Annotated in this window: 26 protein-coding genes; 12 read left to right on the top strand and 14 right to left on the bottom strand. The window is 68.4% G+C overall.

Annotated features, from left to right (window positions below):
- Window positions 1-12 precede the first annotated feature (12 nt).
- A complete protein-coding gene (locus VMT40_RS33275) occupies window positions 13-507 on the top strand; it encodes a hypothetical protein (protein ID WP_326363350.1) in 495 nt (164 codons plus the stop codon).
- Window positions 508-583: 76 nt separating this feature from the next.
- On the opposite strand, the gene VMT40_RS33270 is transcribed toward VMT40_RS33275, so the two are convergent.
- Window positions 584-1,297 carry a hypothetical protein gene (locus VMT40_RS33270; RefSeq protein ID WP_326363348.1) on the bottom strand — a complete coding sequence of 238 codons (714 nt, stop codon included), beginning with the start codon at window positions 1,295-1,297 and terminating at the stop codon, window positions 584-586.
- Window positions 1,298-1,375: 78 nt separating this feature from the next.
- Window positions 1,376-2,329 (bottom strand): EamA family transporter, encoded by a 954-nt coding sequence (locus VMT40_RS33265; RefSeq protein ID WP_326363347.1) that lies wholly within the window; start codon window positions 2,327-2,329, stop codon window positions 1,376-1,378.
- 39 nt (window positions 2,330-2,368) lie between these two features.
- On the opposite strand from VMT40_RS33265, the gene VMT40_RS33260 reads away from it, so the two are divergent.
- On the top strand, window positions 2,369-2,905 hold the full coding sequence (locus VMT40_RS33260; RefSeq protein ID WP_326363345.1) for a CGNR zinc finger domain-containing protein: 537 nt from the start codon (window positions 2,369-2,371) through the stop codon (window positions 2,903-2,905).
- Here VMT40_RS33260 and VMT40_RS33255 read toward each other — a convergent pair.
- The gene (locus VMT40_RS33255; protein WP_326363344.1) at window positions 2,898-3,779 is read right to left on the bottom strand and encodes an LLM class flavin-dependent oxidoreductase; all 882 of its coding nucleotides are present in this window, start codon (window positions 3,777-3,779) and stop codon (window positions 2,898-2,900) included. The two genes, VMT40_RS33260 and VMT40_RS33255, sit on opposite strands and share 8 nt — an antisense overlap.
- Before the next feature lie 247 nt (window positions 3,780-4,026).
- Between VMT40_RS33255 and mqo the strand changes: the two genes are divergently transcribed.
- Both mqo and VMT40_RS33245 read left to right on the top strand, forming a co-directional pair.
- Window positions 4,027-5,577, top strand: a complete 1,551-nt coding sequence (gene mqo / locus VMT40_RS33250) for a malate dehydrogenase (quinone) (RefSeq protein ID WP_326363342.1) — start codon at window positions 4,027-4,029, stop codon at window positions 5,575-5,577.
- Window positions 5,578-5,702: 125 nt separating this feature from the next.
- Window positions 5,703-6,182: a PaaI family thioesterase gene (locus VMT40_RS33245; protein ID WP_326363340.1), complete on the top strand. Its 480-nt coding sequence runs from the start codon at window positions 5,703-5,705 to the stop codon at window positions 6,180-6,182.
- Window positions 6,183-6,226: 44 nt separating this feature from the next.
- On the opposite strand, the gene VMT40_RS33240 is transcribed toward VMT40_RS33245, so the two are convergent.
- The gene (locus tag VMT40_RS33240; RefSeq protein WP_326363339.1) at window positions 6,227-7,234 is read right to left on the bottom strand and encodes an aldo/keto reductase; all 1,008 of its coding nucleotides are present in this window, start codon (window positions 7,232-7,234) and stop codon (window positions 6,227-6,229) included.
- A gap of 165 nt (window positions 7,235-7,399) precedes the next feature.
- Here VMT40_RS33240 and VMT40_RS33235 point away from each other — a divergent pair, with 165 nt between their 5' ends.
- Window positions 7,400-8,239 carry a helix-turn-helix transcriptional regulator gene (locus VMT40_RS33235; protein WP_326363338.1) on the top strand — a complete coding sequence of 280 codons (840 nt, stop codon included), beginning with the start codon at window positions 7,400-7,402 and terminating at the stop codon, window positions 8,237-8,239.
- Window positions 8,240-8,303: 64 nt separating this feature from the next.
- Here the strand turns inward: VMT40_RS33235 and VMT40_RS33230 are convergent, their stop codons facing one another.
- The 4 genes from VMT40_RS33230 to VMT40_RS33215 form a co-directional block, all read right to left on the bottom strand.
- Window positions 8,304-9,290, bottom strand: a complete 987-nt coding sequence (locus VMT40_RS33230; RefSeq protein WP_326363337.1) for a pirin family protein — start codon at window positions 9,288-9,290, stop codon at window positions 8,304-8,306.
- Window positions 9,287-9,601 (bottom strand): GNAT family N-acetyltransferase, encoded by a 315-nt coding sequence (locus tag VMT40_RS33225; RefSeq protein WP_326363335.1) that lies wholly within the window; start codon window positions 9,599-9,601, stop codon window positions 9,287-9,289. The genes VMT40_RS33230 and VMT40_RS33225 overlap by 4 nt, the downstream gene beginning before the upstream one ends.
- Before the next feature lie 3 nt (window positions 9,602-9,604).
- Window positions 9,605-10,087 (bottom strand): carboxymuconolactone decarboxylase family protein, encoded by a 483-nt coding sequence (locus VMT40_RS33220; protein ID WP_326363333.1) that lies wholly within the window; start codon window positions 10,085-10,087, stop codon window positions 9,605-9,607.
- An 85-nt stretch (window positions 10,088-10,172) separates the two neighbouring features.
- Complete coding sequence (locus VMT40_RS33215) at window positions 10,173-10,946, bottom strand: alpha/beta fold hydrolase (RefSeq protein ID WP_326363332.1); 774 nt, start codon at window positions 10,944-10,946, stop codon at window positions 10,173-10,175.
- 60 nt (window positions 10,947-11,006) lie between these two features.
- Between VMT40_RS33215 and VMT40_RS33210 the strand changes: the two genes are divergently transcribed.
- Window positions 11,007-11,390 (top strand): MerR family transcriptional regulator, encoded by a 384-nt coding sequence (locus VMT40_RS33210; RefSeq protein WP_326363331.1) that lies wholly within the window; start codon window positions 11,007-11,009, stop codon window positions 11,388-11,390.
- Window positions 11,391-11,463: 73 nt separating this feature from the next.
- Complete coding sequence (gene ribA / locus VMT40_RS33205; RefSeq protein WP_326363329.1) at window positions 11,464-12,093, top strand: GTP cyclohydrolase II; 630 nt, start codon at window positions 11,464-11,466, stop codon at window positions 12,091-12,093.
- Between the two features lie 86 nt (window positions 12,094-12,179).
- On the opposite strand, the gene VMT40_RS33200 is transcribed toward ribA, so the two are convergent.
- The gene (locus tag VMT40_RS33200; RefSeq protein WP_326363328.1) at window positions 12,180-13,181 is read right to left on the bottom strand and encodes an aldo/keto reductase; all 1,002 of its coding nucleotides are present in this window, start codon (window positions 13,179-13,181) and stop codon (window positions 12,180-12,182) included.
- 3 nt (window positions 13,182-13,184) lie between these two features.
- Window positions 13,185-13,637, bottom strand: a complete 453-nt coding sequence (locus VMT40_RS33195; RefSeq protein ID WP_326363326.1) for a MerR family transcriptional regulator — start codon at window positions 13,635-13,637, stop codon at window positions 13,185-13,187.
- Window positions 13,638-13,784: 147 nt separating this feature from the next.
- Here VMT40_RS33195 and VMT40_RS33190 point away from each other — a divergent pair, with 147 nt between their 5' ends.
- The gene (locus VMT40_RS33190) at window positions 13,785-13,988 is read left to right on the top strand and encodes a hypothetical protein (protein WP_326363324.1); all 204 of its coding nucleotides are present in this window, start codon (window positions 13,785-13,787) and stop codon (window positions 13,986-13,988) included.
- Between the two features lie 28 nt (window positions 13,989-14,016).
- Here the strand turns inward: VMT40_RS33190 and VMT40_RS33185 are convergent, their stop codons facing one another.
- The gene (locus tag VMT40_RS33185; protein ID WP_326363323.1) at window positions 14,017-14,508 is read right to left on the bottom strand and encodes a SixA phosphatase family protein; all 492 of its coding nucleotides are present in this window, start codon (window positions 14,506-14,508) and stop codon (window positions 14,017-14,019) included.
- 225 nt (window positions 14,509-14,733) lie between these two features.
- On the opposite strand from VMT40_RS33185, the gene VMT40_RS33180 reads away from it, so the two are divergent.
- A complete protein-coding gene (locus tag VMT40_RS33180) occupies window positions 14,734-16,401 on the top strand; it encodes an FAD-dependent oxidoreductase (RefSeq protein WP_326363321.1) in 1,668 nt (555 codons plus the stop codon).
- Between the two features lie 108 nt (window positions 16,402-16,509).
- On the opposite strand, the gene VMT40_RS33175 is transcribed toward VMT40_RS33180, so the two are convergent.
- Together VMT40_RS33175 and VMT40_RS33170 are read right to left on the bottom strand one after the other, a co-directional pair.
- Window positions 16,510-17,280, bottom strand: a complete 771-nt coding sequence (locus VMT40_RS33175) for a hypothetical protein (protein ID WP_326363319.1) — start codon at window positions 17,278-17,280, stop codon at window positions 16,510-16,512.
- Between the two features lie 110 nt (window positions 17,281-17,390).
- Entirely contained in the window at window positions 17,391-18,164 is a 774-nt protein-coding gene (locus VMT40_RS33170; RefSeq protein ID WP_326363318.1) for an acyl-[acyl-carrier-protein] thioesterase, read from the bottom strand.
- 277 nt (window positions 18,165-18,441) lie between these two features.
- On the opposite strand from VMT40_RS33170, the gene VMT40_RS33165 reads away from it, so the two are divergent.
- The 3 genes from VMT40_RS33165 to VMT40_RS33155 all read left to right on the top strand — a co-directional run bounded on the left by VMT40_RS33165 (window position 18,442) and on the right by VMT40_RS33155 (window position 22,517).
- Window positions 18,442-20,283 carry a serine/threonine-protein kinase gene (locus VMT40_RS33165; protein WP_326363316.1) on the top strand — a complete coding sequence of 614 codons (1,842 nt, stop codon included), beginning with the start codon at window positions 18,442-18,444 and terminating at the stop codon, window positions 20,281-20,283.
- 112 nt (window positions 20,284-20,395) lie between these two features.
- Window positions 20,396-21,370, top strand: coding sequence for an NADPH:quinone oxidoreductase family protein (locus VMT40_RS33160; RefSeq protein ID WP_326363314.1), 975 nt, complete (start codon window positions 20,396-20,398; stop codon window positions 21,368-21,370).
- A gap of 34 nt (window positions 21,371-21,404) precedes the next feature.
- On the top strand, window positions 21,405-22,517 hold the full coding sequence (locus VMT40_RS33155; protein ID WP_326363312.1) for a winged helix DNA-binding domain-containing protein: 1,113 nt from the start codon (window positions 21,405-21,407) through the stop codon (window positions 22,515-22,517).
- Here the strand turns inward: VMT40_RS33155 and VMT40_RS33150 are convergent.
- The gene (locus tag VMT40_RS33150) at window positions 22,514-23,032 is read right to left on the bottom strand and encodes an Lrp/AsnC family transcriptional regulator (RefSeq protein ID WP_326363310.1); all 519 of its coding nucleotides are present in this window, start codon (window positions 23,030-23,032) and stop codon (window positions 22,514-22,516) included. The genes VMT40_RS33155 and VMT40_RS33150 overlap by 4 nt on opposite strands.
- Window positions 23,033-23,100 lie beyond the last annotated feature (68 nt).

Genomic DNA, 23,100 nt, shown 5'->3' with positions numbered 1-23,100 from the left:
GGAGGAGTCGACATGTTCGCTCGTGGTGTTGTCGTTGCGGCCGTCCTCGGCGGAGCGGTCCTGCCCCTGCCCCTGCCCCTGCCCCTGTCTCTGTCCCTGCCCCTGTCTGTGCCCGCGGCCGCCGAATCGCCCACGGTATGGGTCGTCTGCCACCACGGCGGCATCCTGACCGGCACCATGGTTCCCGGTACCGGCAGCGCGGGCCAGAGCATTCACCGCGAAGCGGATGTCTGGGGCTGTTCCAGCCCGGTGCTTCCCGGCATCACGTCCGGACATTTCACCGCCGATCTGCCGTGGAACAGTCTCGACGCACCGTCCCTGGGCCAATTCGCTTGGGACGACGGCGGTGTCAGTAGCGTGATCGGCCAGCCCAATGGGCTGTGGACCATAGTGGGCGGCCCGGGCACCGGCCACACGCTGCGCTTCGATCTCGCGGGCGAGATGAATGTCTGGTGGTACCACTGGAACAACAGCATGGCCGTGGACTCACTGAGTGTCCTGGATTGAACGGCGTTTCCTGGATCGAACAGCAAACGGCCCGTGCTCTGACGAGAAGCACGGGCCGAAAGTGTTGCGGGGGAGGTCAGTTCGCCGGTTGCGGGGCGGGGACGGCGGCCAGGAGCGGCCGGAAGACATTGGACGCGCCGGGGGCGAGGGTGTCGACGTAGGCGAGGGCGGCGTCGGAAGCCTGTTGGCCGCCGGACATTTGGAGGCCGATGACGCCGCCGACCACGCCGCCGACCACCGCGAGCAACGGGGCGGTGATGAAGTCGATGACGAACAGGCCGAGGGGGAAGCCCGCGATGAAGCCGATGATGGCGCCGATGGCCGCGCCGGTGGCGACGGCGGGCATATTGGCCTGGACGACGTCGAAGAAGTGCTGCTGGGCATCGACATCGCGGACCGGGGTGTCGGCCTCGGCGACCGGGGTGAGGGTGAGGCGACGGTTGTCCTCATCGATCTTCGGGGTGAATTCGGCTGTCTTGCCGTCGATGTCGTACTTCAGCGGGACCGTGGAGACCAGGGTGCCGTTGTCGTCGGTGACGATGACCGCCTCGCCGTCCCAGGTGGCGAGGAAGTGCCCGGCCTGCAGGGTGCTGACCGCCGAGCGGTGGTCGGTGGAGAGAGCCACGTCGTAGCCGATGTTGTGGTCGGTGCCCTTGATCTGGAGGGCGGGCTGCGGCTGGGCCTGCACCGGCTCGGCGGTTGCCGTGCCTGTGGTCGCGGTGACGGTGCCTGCGACGGCGATGGAGGTCAGGCAAAGCAGGGCTGGCGCAAGGTATTTCGTTGTACGCACGATGGCTTCTCTCGAGTTGCGGACTGATTTCCCCGACATTTGCGACAAACTACAGTTATCAACTCGAGATGTGAAGAGTTATGGCGCATTCTGGTCGTCGGCGGGCTCGCCGAGCCGGACGAAAACCACGCCGATGAGAATCAAAGCGCCGCCCAGCAATTGGATGGGTGCCGGGGTTTGGCCCAGCAGCGCCCAGGAAAACAGAATGGCGGCCAGCACCTCACCGAGGGCGGCGAAGGAGGCCAGCCGGGAGCCCAGCATGCGGGTGGCGGCAATGCCGGTGACGTAGGCGATGGCCGCGGTGACCACGCCGAGGGCGAGAATCGGCACCACCCATGGCACGGTGAAGCCCTGGAACCCCACGGATCCGGTGGTGGCGTGCAGCGGCACGATGCCGACCAGTCCGGCCGCCAGAATGCCGAGCCCACCGACCAGCAGTCCACCGGTGGCCAGCACGGTGCCCGGCACCGCGTCTCCGGCGTGCGCGGACAGGATGAAATAGGCCGCCGCGCCGACCATCGCGCCGCTGGCCCAGGCGATGCCGATCCAGCTGGTGTTGGTGCCCGAGCGCAGGTTCAGCACCAGGATCAGTCCGATGACGCCGATGATCGCGCCCAGAATGGTTGTGCGCCCGGGCTTCTGGCTGTGTCGCAGCCACAGGTAGATCACCACCGCGATGGGCGCGGTGTATTCGATGAGCAGCGCCACTCCGACGTCCATATGGGCGACCGCGTTGAAATACGCCAGCTGCGCGGTCGCGATCGCGAGCAGGCCGTAGCCCGCGAGCAGCCCCGCGTTGCGCCGCACCAGATTCCAGTCGCCGCGCAGCTGCACGACGGCCACCGGCAGTAGCACGACCCCGCCGAGCAGCACGCGCACGATGACCACGGCGGCCGGACTCCAGCCCGTGTCGATGAGCCCGCGGGCCAGCGGCCCGGACAGCCCGAACGTGGAGGCCGACAGCGCGGCGGTGAGCAGCCCGGTGCGCAGCCGGTTCGACACCACCACGGTGTCATGAGTCAAAGTCGCCATGACTAATGACGTTACGGCCCGAATGTGTAATATGTCAATGTGCTTTTTGCTGATGACACGGTGGCGTCCATGGCCGCGGCGGTCGAGCTGGTGAATACCGACGACGATCCGGACACCCTCACCGAGATGGCCCAGCTCGACGCCTTTTTCGCCAAGCACCGATACACCGGCGCGCGCACCCGCACCCGCGCCGAACTCGCCGCCGTGCGGGCCCAGCGCGCGCCGCTGCGCCGCCTGCTCACCGCCGACCGCGACACCGCGGTCGAGCTGGTGAACGCGATCCTGGCCGAGCATCGCGCCGTGCCGCGGCTGGTCCGCCACGACGATCTCGACTATCACATCCACGCGGTGCCGCCGGACGCCCCGCTGGACGTGCGCATCGCGGTCGAGACCGCCATGGCGATGATCGACCTGATTCGCGCCGACGAGCTCTCGCGGCTGTCCATTTGCGCGGACGAGAGCTGCGAGGGCATCGTGCTGGACCTGTCGCGCAACCGATCCCGCCGCTATTGCTCGACGGCCTGCACCAATCGCAATGCGGTGGCGGCCTATCGGGCCCGCAAGGCGGTCAGCTGATCACGTCGGCGAGGCGATCCACCTGGTCGGCGTCGCGGCCGTAGCAGTAGAGCATGACCTCGTCCGCGCCGAGATCGCCGAATTGCGTGATGGCATCGCGGATTTCGCCCGGTGTGGTGAGCATGCCCGCGACCATGTAGTCGGCGCGGCCGGAGAATTCGTAGTACGCGCCCATGGCCGCGCGGGCGTCGTCGATGACGTCCTGCGCACCGAGCGCGACATTCACCTGGGCGACAATGCGCGGCGCGCCGGAGCGGCCGTGCTCGCGCCAGGAGCGGCGCACGGTCTCGAAGAGGCCACCCGCCCACGAGGGCGCGGCGGCCGCGAGAAAACCGCCGCCCCACCGGCCGACGCGATCCAGCGCGGCGGGCTGGAAACCGCCGAAGAGCAGTTCGGGGCCACCGGGAGTGCGCGGCGCGGGACCGATGGGGCCGCAGCTGTCGCTGAACGGCTTACCGGCCCACAGCTCACGCATGAGCTCGAGCTGCCGATCGAGACGGCGACCACGCGAGCGCAATTCGGTGCCGGAGGCCTCGTGATCGTCGGCGCGCCCGCCGACGCCGAGGCCGAGGGTGAAGCGTCCGCCGGACAGCACGTCCAGGGTGGCGGCCTGCTTGGCGAGCAGCGCCGGATCGCGCAGGGGTGCGATGAGCACCTCGGTCTGCAGCCGGATGCGTGCGGTGGCACCGGCGAGCACGCCGAGGGCGACCAGCGGTTCGGGATTGTCGTAGACCAGGCGGTCGAGCAGGCCGAGTGTGGAGAAGGGACCGGCGTCCGCGCGACGAGCCCAGTCCAGCAGAGCGGCGGGGTCGGAAATGGGGAGTCCGAGACCGATGTGCATGGGAATGACCTCCATGAGGATATGAGTGGGCACAACTGCTTTGCCGCCCACTCCGCACCTCCCCGGAGGCGGATGCTCTCATTCTGCGGCACAACTTCCGGAGAGCATCTCTTGGATTGCCGTCAATATAGGACGATTTCGACCGGCCGGGCAAGTCGGGCCGTTAGCTCCGGGTGCGCGGAGCGGGGTTCGGCGATAGGGTTGCTGCGCATTCCGGCGGGTCAGCGACTGGTGCTAGCGTGCCCGTACGCTGTACGAGCTCAATCGGGGTTTCCAGGTAATGACATCCAGAACACAACTGCCCCTGCGTCCCTACGACGTCGTCCTGATCGGGGGCGGCATCATGAGCGCGACGCTGGCGATGCTGCTCAAGCATCTGGAACCCAGTTGGACCATCGCGGTGTACGAGCGGCTGCCCGAGGTCGGGGCCGAGGCCTCGGCGGCCTGGAACAATGCGGGCACCGGCCACGCGGGCCTGTGCGAACTCGATTACACGCCACAGCATCCGGACGGTTCGATCGATATCGAGCCCGCCGTCGCGCTCAATGAGCAGTTCCAGCTCACCCGGCAGTTGTGGGCGTCGCTGGTGGGTGCCGGAGTTCTGCGCGATCCGTCGACATTCATCAATCCGGTCCCGCACATGACGCTGGCCCGCGGTCGCGCGGAGGTGGATTTCCTGCGCCGCCGTCACGAAATCCTTTCCGCGCACCATCTTTTCGCGAATATGCGTTTCAGCGACGATCCGAAGGTGATCGGTGAGTGGGCCCCGCTGCTCACGGCGGGTCGTACCGGGACCACCGAGGATCACGCAGGGCTCACCGGGGACCGCGCGGGCGAGCCGATCGCGGCGACCCGCGACATCACCGGCAGCGATATCGATTTCGGCGAGCTCACCAATCAGCTGTTCCATTGGCTGCGCTGGCGCGATGTCGAGATCCACCGCAATTGCGAGGTGCGCGGCCTGCGCCGCAACAATGACGGCACCTGGCAGCTGCGGGTGGACTGGCGCACCGACAACGACCGGCTCACCCGAAAGGTGGACGCGCGCTTCGTCTTCGCCGGTGCCGGTGGCTGGGCCCTGAAAATCCTGCAGAAGGCCGGGATTCCGGAGGTGCGCGGCTACGGCTTGCTGCCGGTGAGCGGGCGGTTCCTGCGCTGTGACAATCCGGAGGTGGTGGCCGCGCACGACGCCAAGGTGTACGGTCGCGCGCCGGTCGGCGCACCGTCGATCTCCATGCCGCACTTGGCCACTCGTATTGTCGCCGACAAACGCGCCTTGCTCTTCGGCCCCTTCCCCGGTGCGAATCCCCGTTTCCTGAAAGGTGGTTCGCTGTTCGACGCCCCGGGATCGTTGCGCCCGAACAATATCGGTCCGCTCACCGCGATGCTCAAGCAGAACAAGGAGCTGACGTGGCTGCTCGCCACCCAGCTGTTCTCCACGCGGAAGAAGAAGTTCGCGGCGCTGCGCGAGTTCGTCCCCGAGGCGCGTGCCGAGGACTGGACCATGATCACGGCCGGGCAGCGGGCCCAGATCGTGAAACCGGATCCGGTGCGCGGCGGGGTGCTGGAGTTCGGTACGGAAGTCGTGGCGGCGCACGATGGTTCGATCGCCGCGGTGCTGGGTGCCACGCCGGGCGCGTCGACCGCGCCGGTCATCATGATGGAGGTCCTCGAACGCTGCTTCCCGCGGTATGCGCAGATCTGGGAGCCGCGGTTGCGTCAGCTCATGCCGACGCTGGGGCAAAGCCTGGCCAAGGACGCCAAGCTGGCGCGTCAGACCATGGCCAGCACCTCGGAGGCCCTGGGGCTGGCCGGTCGCGTCGTGGGGTGAGGCCCTCGTGGGGTGAGGTCGTGGTCGTGGGATGAGGCCGTGGCAGGAAGCTGACATGGACAAACTCGCTCCGCGCCCGGTATGAAATTGGAACAGGTTTCAATTTCTTGCGGGCAGGAGACGTAATGGACAGCGCCAACAGCGCCACCATGGGCGAAATGGTGATGGCGGGCTTCCAGAAGCTCGGCTTCATCCAATTCACCGGGATCGAGAGCGTCGACTACGCGCCCGGCCGCAGCGTGGTCCGCATGGCGGGTCGGCCCGAACACTTCAATCACAATGGCGATATTCACGCCGCCCTGCTGTTCGGCCTGGCCGAGACCGCGGCCATGGGCGCGTCCATCTCCGGCATCGTGGACCTCATGGGCGAGACGTTCATCGTCGCGCGCGATGGCCGCATCGAGTACCTGGCCCGCGCCAAGGGCGAACTGGGACCATTCAGCGCGACCTCGGAACTGTCGGAGGAGACGATCGCCGAGACCCGCGCGAAGATCGCGTCCCGCACCGAGATCGAGCTGGAGGTGCCGGTGACGATCGCCGACGTCACCGGCAAGCCCGTGGCCAGCGCGGCCTTCACCGCGGTCATTCGGCCTCGCCGACAGTAGGATTCGCCCGTGCCGACAGGAGAATTCGGCGCCGACAGGAGAATTCAGCGCTCGCTGTCGAGGGTGGTCATCATCGCCGCCGCGTAGCGGGTGCCCGCGACCTGATCGGCGGGCACGGCCGCCTCGATGGTGGCGAGTTCCGCGTCGGTCAGTCGGATATCCAGCGCCGCAAGCGATTCCGCCCAGCGTTCGGGCTTGCGCGCCCCGATGAGCGGCACGATGTCGGTGCCCTGGGCCAGCACCCACGCGATGGCCAGCTGGGCCACGGTCACCTGGTGATCGGCCGCGATCTTTGCGAGCGCGTCGACCAAACGCAGGTTGGCGGTGAGGTTCTCGCCCTGGAAGCGCGGGCTGTACGAGCGGAAGTCGCCGGGCTCGAACTGCTGTCCCGCCCGCATGGAGTCGCTGAGCAGGCCGCGCGAGAGCACCCCGTACGCGGTGATGCCGATGCCCAGTTCGCGTGCGACAGGCAGGATTTCGGCCTCGATGCCCCGGGTGACCAGCGAGTATTCGATCTGCAGGTCCACGATCGGGTGCACGGCCGCCGCCCGGCGCAAGGTCTCCGCGCCGACCTCGGACAGGCCGATGTGCCGAATGTATCCGGCCTGCACCAGCTCCGCGAGCCCGCCGACGGTCTCCTCGATCGGTACATTCGGATCCAGCCGCGCGGGCCGGTAGATGTCGATGTAATCGGTGCCGAGCCGCTGCAGCGAGTACGCGAGGAAGTTCTTGGTGGCTTCGGGACGGGTGTCGTTGCCGAGGAAGCTGTGGTCGGGGCCGCGCAGCGCGCCGTACTTCACGCTGAGCAGGTAGTCCTCGCGCTTGCGGTCGGCCAGTGCCCGCCGCAGCAGCATTTCGTTGTGGCCCATGCCGTAGAAGTCGCCGGTGTCGATGAGGTTCGCGCCGGAGTCGAGGGCGGCGTGCACGGTGGCGATCGAGGTGGCCTCGTCGGCCTGCCCGTACATGCCGGACATGCCCATGGCCCCGAGGGCCAGGCGGGAAACGGCGGGCCCGGTCTTGCCGAGCTGGACTGTGCTGAGGTTCTGCGTCATGTCCACAACAGTGCGCCCGGACGGGGACCAGCGGGAGAGGACCGTTCATCCAGGGATCGGCGATCCCTGGTTACGACCTGGGGATGGCTGTGGATGAACCGCGCCGCGGTTGCCTGGGATCGCCGGTACCTGGATAGCGGGCCGGGGACGGGGGACAGTGGTGGGGTGGATAGAACCGAGCTGGCCGACTTCCTGCGCCGCCGCCGTGAGCAGCTGCAACCCGCGACCGTGGGATTGCCGCCGGGCGCGCGCCGCCGTACCCCGGGCCTGCGCCGCGACGAGGTCGCCATGCTCGCGGGCATGTCGACCGACTACTACACGCGGTTGGAGCAGGCGCGCGGGCCGCGACCGTCGGTGCAGGTGCTGGCCGCGCTGGCGCGCGCCCTGCGATTGACCGACGGGGAACGCGACCACCTCTACCACCTGTCGGGGCATCAGGCTCCGGCGCGCGGCGGGGACAGCCATGTCGGGCCCGGCATTCTGCACGTGCTCTCCAAGCTGGACGACACTCCGGCCGTGGTCATTTCGGACCTGGGCGAGGTGCTGGTGCAGAACCGCATGCACACCCTGCTGTCCGGGGACTACTCGCAGAAGCGGGGCCTGGACCGCTGCATCCCGTGGCGCTGGTTCACCGAACCGGCCTCCCGCCGCATCTTCCCGGAGGAGGACTGGGAGGGCCTGAGCCACATGCACGTCGGCACGGTGCGGGCCACGGCCGCGCGCCGCGCCGGGGATGCCGACGTGACCGAACTGGTGGCCCGCCTGCGCGCCGCCAGCCCGGAGTTCGAGCGCCTGTGGAACGAGCACGAGGTGCGTTCCGGCCACGGCCACAACAAGCGCATGATCCACCCGGAAGTCGGTGTGCTGGACCTGATTTGCGAACCGCTGCTCACGCCCAGCTCCGACCGCCACGTGCTGATCTACTACCCCGCGCCGAATACCGATACGCAGGAGAAGCTGGATCTGTTGCGCGTCATTGGGACGCAGTCGCTCAGCAGCCGCTGAGGCAGGAACGAATTCGGCCCCGAACCGGTGGGTTCGGGGCCGAATTACGGTGTGGCCGGGTGATTCACTCGTGCGGAACTCCGCAGCGGCGCTTGCGCGGTTTCAAATGCAAACCGGGCAGTGGCGGCGCGGGGATGCGCTGATCCGGGGTGTGCCCGGCGATATCGGCGAAACGGCCGATATCGTGCTTCTCCCAATCATTTCGGGCCCGCTCGATTTCCTCGTGACTGCGCGCCACGAAGTTCCACCACATGACCAGGTCTTCACCGAACGGTTCACCGCCGAGCAACAGCAGATGCGCGCCCGCGGTGTCGTGCAGGCGAATCGAATCCCGGTCGCTCCCCAGATAAAACAGTCGGCCGGGCTCGACGCGCGTGTCGTCGATGGCCAGTTCGCCCTCGATGACGAGCACCGCGTGCTCGAATTCCGGATTCAGCGGAAGTGCGGAATCCGCCCCGGCGCGCACGCGCAGATCCGCGCCGACAATCGGGGTGTAGGCGGTGGCCGGTGAGGTGACCCCGCCCAGGGTTCCGATCAGCACGATGCCGTCGACCGACGGAATCGAAAACTCCGGCAATTCCCGGTGCTGTTCGAAATGCGGTGCGATATCCCGGGATTCGTCCGGCAGTGCCACCCACAGCTGCAATCCGTGCCCCGAGACATGCCCCGGCACCCGGTATTCCGAGTGCGCGATGCCATGCCCCGAGGTCATGATGTTGAGCTGTCCGGGCTCGATCTCCACATCCGAGCCGACGCTGTCGCGGTGCCGGATGCGCCCGTTCAAAGGCCAAGTGACCGTTTGCAATCCGATGTGCGGATGCGGGTCGATATCGTGCCCTTCGGGATTGGCCGCCGATCCGGAGCCGAAGTGGTCCAGGAAGCACCACGCGCCCACGGTCGGCAGGTCGCGCTGGGGCAGTGACCGGAAGACGGTCACCCCGCGCACCCCGCCCAATGGCACCTCGCGCGCGGGAAAGAATTCCGCGCGCGGCCCGGGCCGCCCGGAGGATTCGCACAGCGACGCCTCCGGCCTCGGCTCCAGATCACTCATCGTTTGATGCCCTTGCCGACGACGTGCTCGTCGTATTCGGGGTGTTTGTCCAACCAGCCCTTGATGAATGGGCAGCGCGGCACGATCACGCGGCCGCGGGCGATCACATCCTTGATCGCCTCCTGGGCGAGCAGATTCGCCAGGCCCTTACCGCTGAATTCCTGATCCACCTCGGTATGAATGAAGGTGGTGTCGTTGTCGTCCCGCTCGCGGTACTCGCTGAACCCGGCGAGCGAATTCCCGTACCACACCTCGTACCGGTGTTGCGCGTCGTTGCGAACGACTGCGGCCGCCACGGCCTGTTCGCTCATTGTTCAGTTCTCCTTCCGCACCCGCACCGGATGTTTGCTCAGAATCGACACGCGATTGAACGCGCCGATAGTGGTGGCAGCCCAGATGAGAACGGACATCTGGTCATCCGACAAATGTTGCCGCGCAGCAGCATACTCACGCTGCATGCTTTCCTCATCCGGCAACGCGGTCACTGTTTCGGCCACCTGCAGGGCCGCCTGTTCGATTTCGGTGAACAGGTAGGGGCTGCGCTTCCAGGCGGTCAGCACATCCAATTGCTGTGCGGTGATTCCGGCCTCGCGGGCGGCCCGGGCGTGCAGGTCCAGGCAGAAGGGGCAGCCGGTCAACTGGGAGACGCGCACGTTCACCAATTCCATGACGGCGCGGTCCAACCCGGCCGCCGTGGCGGCCTCGCGAGTCGCCAGGGCGACGCTATTGAGCGCGTGGAAGACCTCGGGCGTCTGCTTGTCGATCCAGATCCGGTCGTGAGCTACGGGCGACTGCATAGTGGCTGCATCGTAAGCCGAGAATGTGAACCGTGCCCTCCGGTCTGAAAATTGGGTGTTTCCGCCCGAGGTCCCCGGGGTGAACTCAGCGGGTGGCGGCCGCGCGCTGCTCGGCGAAGTACTCGAGCACGGCCGCGTGCCAGAGCGCGGGCTGCTCGGCCATGGCGACGTGTCCGCCGGGCAGTTCAATGTACTCCGCGCCCGGAATACCCGCCGCCTGCTCACGGGCGTTCGCGGGATCGCAGAGCAGGTCGTCGGTGAGTCCGATGACCCGGGTCGGCACCGCGACCCGCGCCAGGTCCGCGCGCACGTCCACCACCTCGATCAGCGCGGCCTGCGCCGCGGTGCCGCCCGGGATGTTGGCGGCGGTCTGCGCGAGCACCTCCGAAAGCTGTTCCTCAGGAAGGGCATTCACGAAGTCCCTACTGAACCCGGAAAGCAGCACGATCCGCGCGAAGAGCTCGCGGTCGCCAGCCGCCAACGCGCGCTGCCACAGTTCGATGGTCAGCCGCGAACGGTTGTCGGGCTTGGCGAAGCCGCCGGTGAGAACCAGGCCGCGCACCCGATCCGGATGCCGGACCGCGGCGCGGATCGCCACCGCGGTGCCGAGCGAGAAGCCGACGATCGAAAAGGTCTCGGCCCCTCGGTCGACCGCCTCCATGACGAGGGCGTCGGCGAGGGCGTCCAGCGTGAGCGGGGTGTCGTCGGCGGGGTAGTCGGAGCCGATCACCAGGTGGTCCTCCGCCAGCAGCGGGATCAGCCCGCCGAAGTTGGCGTCGATGCCGCCGCCACCGCCGTGGGCGAGCACGATCGCGGGGCCGGAACCGGTGACCTTGGTCTGCAGCGAAATGTTCGTCATGGCGGCGACGTTAGGGATTCACATGGGTGTGAAGGTCAACGTCATGTGTGGGAGGTCACAGTGCTGATCGGCGAACTGGCCCGGGTCACCGGCGTACCCCCGCGGCTGCTGCGCTACTACGAGGAGCAGGGACTGCTTGTCCCGCAGCGCGATTCGAACGGCTACCGCAGCTACCCGGCCTCCGCGCCCGCACGCGTGGCGCGCATTCGCGAGCTCCTCGATGCCGGGCTGCCCACCCGCGATATTCGCGAATTGCTGCCCTGCGCCACCGATTCCGGCTTCCAGCACTGCGACCACTCGCGAAAGGTGGTGGGTGACGGCCTCGATCGCCTCGACGACCAGATCGCCGAACTGACCCGGCGGCGGGCGTTGCTGGCCCGCCAGCAGGACATCGTGCTGGCCGCGCCGTTCGATCCGAATCCCGGGATGTCCGAGGCCTCCTAGGTGCTCTGGAATATCCCCGCAGACTCCGCGGTTCGAATTCCAACGAACGGGTCCCCTGGCCTCAGGAGCAATTGTGAGCAGCACCTTCGTCGGCGCGAGTGTCCGCACCCGCGTCCGGATTCCGCTGACCTTCGCCGACGGCTACTCGACCACCGCGCAGGCGGTGACCTTCGACGGCCTGGCCGACGGTCGTGAGCATGTGGCCCTGGTGCTCGGCGAACCCGACCTGGAATCCGGCGCACCGCCGCTGGTGCGCCTGCACTCGGAATGCCTCACCGGCGACGTCTTCGGCTCGGCCCGCTGCGATTGCGGACCCCAGTTGCGGGAAGCGGTGGAACGCATTGCCGACACCGGCGGCATCCTGCTCTACCTGCGCCAGGAGGGCCGCGACATCGGGCTCTACAACAAGCTCGACGCCTACGCGCTGCAGGACGCGGGCCGCGACACCTACCAGGCCAATACCGACCTCGGCTTCGACGAGGACGCCCGCGACTACACCGCCGCGGCCCAGATGCTGTCCGCCCTCGGCGTCGACGAAATCGACCTGCTCACCAACAATCCCGACAAGGTGCGCCAGCTGACCGACCTCGGCGTGATCGTGCGCCACACCCTCCCGACCGGTGTGCACGCCAACCCCGCCAACCTGCGCTACCTGCGCGCCAAGGCCGAGCACACCGGGCACACCATCCGCCTGGTCGGCTGAACGCCATCCGCCCGGTCGGCTGAACGCGGAATTCGGGCCCCTCGCAAGCGGATTGCGAGGGGCCCGAATCATGCGGCGGCGCGGGGCTATTCGCGTCCGGCGGCGGTGAAGCTCATGTCCGCGTAGCGATCTCCGGCCACCCGACCGGCGATCGGCTCCAGGGCGGCCAATTCGTCGGCGGTCAATTCGACCGTGGCGGCGGCGACGTTCTCGGCGACCCGGGTCCGGCTGCGGGTGCCGGGAATCGGGACCACCGACAGGCCGTGCACCCGGGCCCGCGCGTGCACCCAGGCCAGCGCGACCTGCGCCGGGGTCAGTCCGCGTGCCGCCGCGATGGCCCGCAGCGGGGCCAGCAGTTCGGCATTGCTCTGCGCGTTCTCGCCGGTGAAGCGCGGCATCGACCGTCGGATGTCGCCCTCGCCGGTCGCCGGGGCCGCACCGGTCAGGAAGCCGCGCCCCAGCGGCGAATACGGGACGAAGGTGACGCCCAGCTCGGCGGCCGCGGGCACCGCGGTGCGTTCCACGTCCCGCGAGAACAGCGACCACTCCGACTGCACCGCCGCGATCGGGTGCACCGCGTGCGCGGCCCGCAGTTCCGCACCCGTCACCTCCGACAGCCCGAGCTGCCGAACCTTGCCCGCCGCAACGAGTTCCGCCATCGCGCCGACGGTGTCCTCGATCGGTACGCCCGGCTGCTTGCGGTGCATGTAGTACAGGTCGATGACGTCGATGCCGAGCCGCGACAGGCTGGCGTCCACCGACTTGCGGATGTACTCCGGCGAGTTGTCCATGCCGCGGAAGGCCGGGTCGTCGGCCTTGCGCACGATCCCGAATTTCGTTGCCAGCACCACGTTCTCGCGGTGCGCCCGCACGAACTCGCCGACGAACTCCTCATTGTGCCCATCGCCGTACACGTCGGCGGTGTCGAACAGCGTCACGCCCAGTTCCAGCGCGCGCTCCAGCGTGGCCCGCGCCTCGGCCGCGTCGGTCGGGCCGTAGAACTCGCTGATGCCCATGGCCCCGTACCCCTGTGCGCCGACCCGGATGGTACCGAGGGCGGAGGTGGGCAGGACCTGTGTGCCGGTCATCGATCAATCCCCTTTGTTAGCAACACCATTCGTTCGGATCGGCGAAGGGCAGGACGGACCGCTCTCGTAGAGGGCGATCTTGTAGTCGAGGACGACCAGGGTGGACTGCAATTCCGCGATCTGCTTCAGGACCTCGGCGCGGGTGCGCCGGAACATCTCGAGCCGCTCCGGGTAGGTGTGCTCACCGGCCCGCACCAGCTCCGCGTACCTGACCATGTCCGCCACCGACATGCCCGTGAGTCGCAGTTTCCCGATGAACGCCAGCCAGTCCAGATCCCGGTCGCTGAAACGCCGTTGACCGCTGTGATCGCGGCCCACGTAGTCCATCAACCCGATGCGCTCGTACCAGCGCAGCGTGTCCCGGGTCAGGCCGCAACGCTCGGACACCTCGCCGATGGAGTAGCGCGGCCGTTCGTGTTCCGTGGTGGGCTGCTGTGTCACCGGTGCTGCGGCCATCGTTCTCCCCTTCTCTGCCGAACCACCCACGACGCTAGTGGGCTGGAGTGCACTCCAAGCAAGCCTAAAGCGCGCGAAGATTCGGTGCGTCGGCGCGAAGTTTCGATGGGCCCGGCGGCGTGCCGGTGACCGGCCTACCCTGGGGTCATGCCTGGAAAAGACATGGATCGGATCAGGGCGCGCTCGGCTCTGGAGACGGCCAAGGAACAGCCGGTGATCACGGCCATCGCGGCCCTGCCCGTGGTGGTGGTGCTGGGCGTGGTGTGGTGGCTGCTGGGCTTCTGGCCCGCGCTGCTGCTCCTGCTGATCTTCGGCGGCGTCGTGGTGTGGAAGGGCAAGCTACTCGGCTGAGGCTTCGTCTCCTCGAATGGGCAGAGTCTCAGCGCGGCACGTGGAAGCGCACCAGCTCGCCCGTGCCCGGGTCGGCGTCTGCCCACGGCCGGTCGAATTCGAGCACGGCCAGCGCCGAGGTGGGGAATTTCGAGCTCATCTCCTCGGCCGGTCCGGACGTGCGGTTGGCCGCCAATTCCCATGCCGTCCAGGGCATTCCGGGGGAGTGCCCGATGAGCAGCAAGGTGGCGATGGAATCGTCGGTGAGCTGGATCAATTCGATGAGGGTGTGCGGGGACGCCTCGTAGATGGACTTCTCGTAGGACACCGGCGCGGTGATGCCGGTGGCCGCCAGCGTCTCCCGGGTCCGGGTCGAACTGGAACAGAGCACGGCCTCGATGGGCGGCTGGGTCGCGCGCAGCCAGTCGCCCGCGAGCGCGGCCTCGCGCCGCCCGCGCGGGGCGAGCGGACGGTCGTGGTCGGGCACGCCTTCGGGGTATCCGGATTTGCCGTGCCGCATCAGGATGAGAGTCCGCACCATAGGCATTACGGTAGGTGTCCTCGAGTCGGGGGCCGAGACCGGTCTCACAGCGACGCACGCCGGTGCCGCCGCGAGACATCCCTCACACTCGAGGCACACTGAAGGTGGCGTCACATCGCCGTGCCGACACCCGATGGAATGCCGCCTATATTAGAACGTGTTCTACCGCCCTGCTCGAACCCGAGCGGAGTAGCACCACGCGACAGTTTCGAGGATCTGCGAGATATGGCCTATGTGATCACGCAGCGTTGTTGCAACGACGCCAGCTGCGTACCCGAGTGCCCGGTCGATTGCATTCGTCCCACGCCGGAGCAACGCGAGTTCGCCACCACCGAGCAGCTCTACATCGACCCGGACACCTGCATCGACTGCGGTGCCTGCGTCGACGCCTGCCCGGTCGACGCGATCTTCTCCGAGGACGACCTGACCGCCTCGCTGGCGCGCTTCCGCGACATCAATGCCGCCTATTTCGAGCGGCATCCGCTGGAGTCGAACTTCGAGCCGCTGGTCGCCCCGACCCGCGCGCCCAAGGAACTGGGCACGCTGCGCGTCGCCGTCGTCGGGGCGGGCCCCGCGGCCTGCTACGCCGCCGAGGAACTGCTGCGCCGCGCCGATGTCGAGGTGGAGCTGTTCGACCGGCTGCCCACCCCGTACGGCCTGGTGCGCGCGGGCGTCGCGCCCGACCACCCGGGCACCAAATCGGTGGCGGGCCTGTTCGAGTCGGCCTTCCGGCGCGAGGCGCTGGCCTACCGGCTGAATGTGGAAGTCGGCAAGCACATCTCGCACGAGGAACTGCTGGCCCACCACCACGCGGTCATCTACGCCGTGGGCGCGGCCACCGACCGCCGCCTCGGCGTCCCCGGCGAGGACCTGCCGGGCAGCCACTCCGCCACCGAATTCGTGGCCTGGTACAACGGCCACCCGGACTTCGCCGATCGCGAATTCGATCTGTCGGGGGAGCGGGCCGTCATTGTCGGCAATGGCAATGTGGCCCTGGATGTGGCGCGCGTGCTCACCGTGAGCCCGGACGAGCTGGCCAAGACCGATATCGCCGACCACGCCCTGGATGCGCTGCGCCACAGCAATATCCAGGAGGTCGTCGTGCTGGGGCGCCGGGGTCCGCTGCAGGCCGCCTACACCTCCTCGGAGTTCCTGGCGCTGGCGCACCTGAAGGGCGTGGACGTCGTCGTCGACCCGGCGGACCTGGAGCTCGACCACGCGTCGCAGGCGCTGCTGGACGATCCCGAGATCGAACCGTCGCTGAAGCTCAAGTACACCCTCGCGCAGGAATACGCCGCCAAGACCCCGACCCCGGGCAACAAGCGAATCGTGTTCCGCTACCTGGTCTCCCCGACCGCCCTCACCGGCGACGGGAAGGTCGAGACCGTCGAGTACGTGCACAACGAGCTGTTCGAGGAGGACGGCCGCACCGTCGCGCGCGCCTCGGACCGCACCGACCGCCTGGCCGCCACGCTCGTGCTGCGTTCGATCGGCTACAAGGGCGAGCCCGTCGCCGACGTGCCGTTCGACGAGTCGCGCGGTGTCATCCCCAACGACAAGGGCCGGGTCCTGGCCGACGGCAATCCGGTTCCGGGGGTGTACGTCTCGGGCTGGATCAAGCGCGGCCCGCGCGGTGTCATCGGCTCCAACCGGGTCGATTCGCAGGAGACCGTCGATCAGCTGATCGAGGACTTCATCGCGGGCAAACTGGCCGCCCCGCAAGGGGATCGGGCGTCGCTGGAGGCGCTGCTCGCCGAGCGCCAGCCCGATCAGGTCGGCCGCGAGGGCTGGAAGGCCATCGACACCGCGGAGAAGACCGCGGGCAAGGCCGGAGGCCGCCCCCGCGTGAAGTTCACCAAGGTCGAGGATCTGCTGAAGGCCGCAAAGGGGTAACCCAACTCTCGGGACTCTCAGGGGGCTTCGCCCCCCGAACCCCCCCCGAAAAGCCCGTGGCCCCACCCATTCCGGGTGGGGCCACGGTGTTTTCAGGCGAGGATCGGTCTAGCTCGCGGCGAGGTTGATGATCAGGCCGTCCTTGGTGCACTGGGACGGGACGCTCGGGTTTCCGGGGACGGCGTTGCAGGACCAGCCGTCGATGGTGGCCGTGTCGGTGGTGCTGATGGTCTGCGCGTACTTGGTTGCCACATTGATGGCCTCGGTGCAGCCGACCGTGCCCGCGGGGGTGGCGACGGCGATCACGGTGCGGGTGCCGCCGCCCGCGTCGGTCACGGTGCCGCAGTTGACATTGCCCGCCGGGGTGGTGGTGGTCGGCGGGGGAGTGGTGGTGGGCGCGGGCGGGTTGGGAGCCGCGTCGCCGCGCAGGCCGATCAGGAAGCCGTCCTTGAAACAGATGTGCGGGACGACGGTGTCGGGCTGCGGCTCACAGGTCCAGCCGTCCACCTCGACCGCGTCGCCGGAGCGGGTGGCGTTCACATAGTGGCTGGCGACGGTGATGGCCTCGGTGCAGCCGGGAATACCGGCCTGATTGGCGTAGGCGATCACGTTCGCGCTCTTGCCATTCGCGCCGGTGATCGGTCCGCAATCGACGTCGGAGGGTTGCACGGTGGTCGGCACCGGCGGTCGAGTCGGGTTGGGCGGCAGCGGTTTAGGGCTGGTCGCCGGACCGGTCGTGGTGGCGGCACCCGTGGTGCTGCTCGCCGCGACCGTGGTCGACGTGGTGTTCTTGGCCGAATCCTTGGAATGGCTGCAGGCGGTGATCCCCGCGACCAGCGCGGGTGTGGCGGCGAGCAGCGCGAGATGAGCGAATCGCAAGGCGACGATCTCCTGTCCTCGATCACCACCCCTGGGTGATCGACCCACCGCCCAGTCTCGCAGGCAAACGGCCAGCGAACGCGTTGGTTCGCAGGGAATGTCGCCTCCGGTCAGCCCGGCAGCGGCCCGATGCGCACCGCGGTGGTGGTCACCCCGCCCACCACGAACCACAGCCGCAGCGCCGGATGTCCGGTGCGATCACCCGGCTCATACCGGCTGCGCACACTGATGTGCTGACGCGCCAACACCGGCGCGATGTACTCGATGACCGCGCGATGCGGTCCGGCCACCAGCTTCGGATAGTCGATCAGATACTGCTCGAGCGCCTGCCAGTAGGCGGCGTTGTTCACATGGTTGTACTGGTCGATATCGGTGGCGCGCACCGGGAAGGGCAGATCCACATCCGATTCCGGCGGCGTCGGATCGGTCAGCCAGGGCCGCCAGCGCAGCCGATGCTCCGTGGTGGTGCGGGCGAGTTCGGCCAGGCCCTCGTCGCTGATGCGGGTCGGCATATTGGTGAACTCGTTGATATTGATCCAGAACCCCTCGGTCTCGATCAGCCCGCCGTCCTCGCTGGTGATCCGCACCCGCATATTCGTCCAGCGCGTGGACATGGCCGAACACCACCGCGTCAGGTGCACCCGGTCCGGCCAGTGGATCGGTCGCACCACGTCCACCACCGTGCGCCGCACGATCCAGGCCGGATCGGTCCGGTGGAAGAACCCGGATTGCATTTCCTCCCAGGCGATGTCCTGGAGATAGCGGGCCACGGCATCGAATCGCAGCCGGTGATAGGGATCCACATCGCCCGCGCGGACGGGCCATGCGGAGGCGAAGCCCATGCCCTCCTGGGGAAGCGGGGCGAGTGGCTCATCGAGTGACACTGGTGCTCCTCGCGCTGCACACTGGGTCTGGCTTTGGTTCCAGCGTGCCGCATGTCTTTCCATAGCACCCGCGGTGAGGTGCTTTGACCGAAGTCCGTGACATGACTCTACGGGGCGCGCCGGACACGCTCGCGTCGAGTCACCTGTACTTCTCCTCTGGGAACGACAGTGTTTCTCTCCAGGGTGAAGATCGGTCCAGCCCTAGGGGGAATGACAGTGTGGCCCACGGGCCGTAGCCTTTCGTGTTGTACATCCAGCAGCAGGGAGGACTACGCGGGTGGCCGCAGGGGCGAGGGCCGGAACGCGGTTCGGGCAGTACGAGTTGCGGCGGCTGCTCGGGGTGGGCGGCATGGGTGAGGTCTACGAGGCCTACGACACCGTGCGCGATCGCGTGGTCGCGGTGAAACTGCTGGACGTCGAGCTGGCCCGCCAGCCCAGCTATGTGGAACGGTTCCGCCGCGAATCCCGCACCGCCGCCAAACTGCAAGAGCCACACGTCATTCCGGTGCACGACTGGGGTGAGGTGGACGGGGTGCTGTTCATCGACATGCGCCTGGTCAAGGGCCGCGACCTCAAGGCCTACCTGCACGAGGAGGGCCCGCTGCCGCCCGCGGCCGCCGTCACCGTGGTCGAGCAGATCGCCGCCGCGCTCGACGCCGCCCACGAGAGCGGACTCGTGCACCGCGACGTCAAGCCCGCCAATATCCTGCTCACCGGCGAGATGTTCGCCTACCTGGTGGATTTCGGCATCGCGCACACCGAATCCGACGCCCAGCTCACACAGACCGGCAATGCCATCGGCTCCTTCGCCTACATGGCCCCCGAACGCTTCGAGCACAGCGCCACCGTCTCGCCCGCCGCCGATATCTACGCGCTGGCCTGCGTGCTCTACGAATCCCTCACCGGCGGACCGCCGTTCCGGGTCGAGGGCAATCTGGCCACCATTCGCGCCCACATGCTGACCCCGCCGCCGCGGCCCAGCGTCCGCGCGGGCGTACCCGTCGGCTTCGACCAGGTGGTGGCCATCGGCATGGCCAAGGACGCGTCCCGGCGCTACGCCACCGCCGGGCAACTGGCCCGGGCCGCGCGCGCCGCTCTCCTCCGCGGCGGACAGGGCGAGCCGATCCACACGACCGTGCCGCCCGCGCCGCCGACCATCGGCAATCCGGCCGTGCCGCCGAGCCATTCGGGGCCGCGGTATCTCGAGCACCCCTCGGGGCCCGCGCAGCCCTACGGGGGCGCGCCGCCGCCCCGCGGCACGAACCCGTCGATGCCCGTGGAGTACGGACGCGGGCCGCAGTCCTCGAGGCCCCCGGATCCCTCGAGGTCACCGGATCCCTCGGGGCCGCAATGGATTCCCGGGTCGACGGAGCATTCGAGCGGCGAGCGAGTGGTCGGCCCGCCCGCCTACTCCGCGCCCGGCAACTACGATCCGACCGTGGTGCGCCATCCGCACCCGACCGGGCCGTCGGGATACGGTCAGCCCGGATACTCGCCCGGCCATCCGGACCCCACCGCGCCGCGCGAACACCCCTCGGCCCCACTGCCCTTGCCGCCCGAGCGGCGGCGTTCCCTGCCGTTGATGATCGGCGCGCTCCTCGGAGTGCTGCTGGTGCTGGGCGGCGTGCTCGGGTGGGTGCTGCTGTCGGGCCGTTTCGGGGGCTCGAGCGATAACAACAAGGGCGACAACAACGCGCAGACCATCACGGGCGGCCCCGGCCAGACCACCACCCCGGCCTACCGCACCTCGGGCGCGACGGCACCGACCACCACCCTGGTGCCCTTGACCGGCAGCGTGAAAGGCACGGACGGACAAGGATTCACGTCGCAGAGCCCCCGCTGCAATGCCGACGACCCGGCCATGGCCATCGGCCGCACCGACAAATCACGCCTGGTCGTATGTCGCACCGCCGCCGGGCGCTTCTACTACAAGGGCCTGCGCATCAGCGACAACGCGGGCATCCAGCTCGACGACCCGGTCCCCGACGGCTCCGGCGGCTTCACCGTCACCAACCCCACCGACGGCACCCAGTACCGCATCACCGCCTACAGCCTGGTCATCACCACCGGCGGCCAGGTCGCCGCCAATGAATCCATGATCGAATACGCGCATCGCTGAGGTGCTTCCGGAGAAATCCCTCGCGCCCGATGAATGATCATTGGCAGGGTGTCGGTGCATCGGCTACGTTCGGCAGGTATCCGCTGGTGGGATTGATCGGAGTTGATCGGGAATGCGCGCAGCCGTCGTGAGCAAGCTGGAGGGCCCCGAGAGCATCGAGGTGCTCGATATGCCGGAGCCGGTCGCGTACCCCGGTGGCGTCGTGATCGATGTGCACGCGGCGGGCATCGCCTTCCCGGATGTGCTCATGACCCGCGGGCTCTACCAGATGAAGCCCGCGCTGCCCTACATCGTCGGCTGCGAGGTCGCGGGCATCGTGCGCGAGGCGCCCGAGGGCGCGGACGTGCGGCCCGGGGACCGCGTGGTCGCGCTGACCCTGCTCGGCAATGCCGCCGCCGAAGTGGCCGTGGCCCCGGCCGACATGGTGTTCAAACTGCCCGACAACGTGTCCCTCGAGGCCGGGGCGGGCGTGCTGTTCAACGACCTGACCGTGCACTTCTGCCTGCGCAATCGCGGCCGCCTGGCCCCGGGCGAGACGGTGCTCGTGCACGGCGCCGCGGGCGGCATCGGCACCTCCACGCTGCGCATGGCGCAGGCGCTCGGCGCGGGCCGGGTGATCGCGGTGGTCAGCACCGAGGAGAAGGCCGAGGTCGCGCGGGCCAACGGGGCCACCGACGTGGTCCTCACCGAGGGCTGGCTGGATGCGGTCAAGGCGCTCACCGACGGCCGCGGCGTGGACATCGTGCTCGACCCGGTCGGCGGCGACCGCTTCACCGACAGCATTCGCTCGCTGGCCTCGGCCGGGCGGCTGCTGGTGGTCGGCTTCACCGCGGGCGAGATCCCCACCGTCAAGGTGAATCGCCTGCTGCTCAAGAACGTCGAGGTGATCGGCGCGGCCTGGGGCGAATGGGCCATGTCCCACCCCGGCTACCTCAAGGAACAGTGGGCCGAGGTGGAACCGCTGCTCGCCGAGGGCAAGATCGCCCCGCCCGAGCCGGTGCTCTACACCCTCGACCACACCGCCGAGGCCGTCTCCGCCCTCGACAAGCGCACCGCCACCGGCAAGGTGGTCGTCACGGTCCGCTGACGGGACGGGATGGGGTGACGTAGCGTCACGGATCGTGAAGCTGTCCAACCGGATTCTGAACCGGACCCTGCTCGCGCGTCAGCATCTGCTGGAGCGGTCGGAGCTGCCGGTTCACGACCTGTGTGAGCATCTGATCGGGTTGCAGGCGCAGGACATGCTGCCGCCGTTCGTCGCATTGTGGAACCGCACACGAGGTTTCGATCCGGCGGCGGTGTCGAAGGCGCTCGACGACCGGTCGCTGGTGCGAATCACCTTGATGCGCGGCACCATTCACCTGGTCACCCCGCCCGACGCGCTACGCATCGCACCGCACATCCAGCCGGAGCTCGAGAAGATCCCCTTCCGCAAGGGGTTCAACTACGGGGCGCTGGTCGGCCTGGATCCGGAAGCGGTTCGCGCACATGGAGAATCGGTACTGGGCGACGAACCCATGTCCGCCGCCCGACTGCGCGAACACGCCGCCGCGCTCTACCCGGATCGTGATCCGGGGGCGATCGTCCAGGCCTGGCTCTACCAGCTCCCCGTCCTGCAGACTCCGCCGCGCGGCCGGTGGGGCGACAGCAGCCGCCCGATCTGGTCGCGCGTGCAACCCTGGCTCGGCGCACCCCTAGACCCGGACTACCCGCTCGCGGAACTGCTGCTCCGCTACCTGCGCGCCTTCGGCCCGGCGACCACCATGGACATGCAGACCTGGTCCAAGCTCACCGGCATGAAGAAGGCCGTGGAGCAGCTCGGCGACCGCGTCCGCACCTACACCGACGAGCGCGGCCGCACCCTCTACGACGCCGCCGACGCGCCCCTCGCCGACCCGGATCTGCCCGCGCCCGTACGCCTGCTCGGCTGGTACGACAATGCCGTCCTGTCGCATCAGGACCGCTCCCGCATCGTTCCCGACGGCAATGCGCCGACCCTGCGGGCCTTCGCCAATCAGGTCTCGCCGATCCTGGTGGACGGGTTCATGACCGGTGTCTACAAGGTGTTCTCCAAAGGCGACACCGCCTCGCTACGAATCCTCCCGCACACGAACTGGTCTCGCGCGCAGCGCACCGCCGTCGAATCGGAAGCCCTTGCCCTGCTGGCCTTCCTGGAGCCGGAGCGCGCCCCCGCGGTCGAAATCCTCACCCCGGGAGCAGATCTGCGTCCCTAGTGTGCCGCCCGATACGCCGGGGCCTTGCTGGACCCCGACGGCGTGAGCGTGCGCAGCAGCGGCAGCGTGCGATGCGCGACCACCGTGGAAAGCACCACCACGCTGTGGGATCGGACCACCGAGCTGGTCTTGTCGATGCTCAGCAGCACCGCCTGCAATCCGGCGTGCGAATCCGCGCCGATGCGACACAGCACATCGCCCGATCCGGTGGTGGCGTAGGCCTCCAGCACCCCCGGTATCGCGTCGAGTTCCGCGCTCACCGCCTCCAGCGCGCCCTGCGCGATCTCCAGTGTCACGAACGCCTGCACGTCGAAACCCGCTGCGGTGACATCGATCTGCGGATCGTAGGAGGAGATCACCCCCGCCTCCTCCATGCGCGCGATGCGCGACTGCACGGTGGCGCGGGCGACCCGGGTGCGGCGGGACAGTTCGAGGATGCCCGCCTTCTGGTACTCGTGCATGGCGGTGAGAATGGCCAGATCCAGCTCGTCCAGCCGGGCGGGTGTGCGGGACATGGCGGAACCTCCGCGGTGTGTCGAGCGGAACTCCGCTCGGGCGTGCGCTGCTATTCAAATTGTCCAGC

Source organism: Nocardia sp. CDC160, assembly GCF_035818795.1.
In the GTDB taxonomy this organism is placed as follows: Bacteria; Actinomycetota; Actinomycetes; order Mycobacteriales; family Mycobacteriaceae; genus Nocardia.
This window is presented reverse-complemented; position numbering and strand designations above follow the sequence as displayed.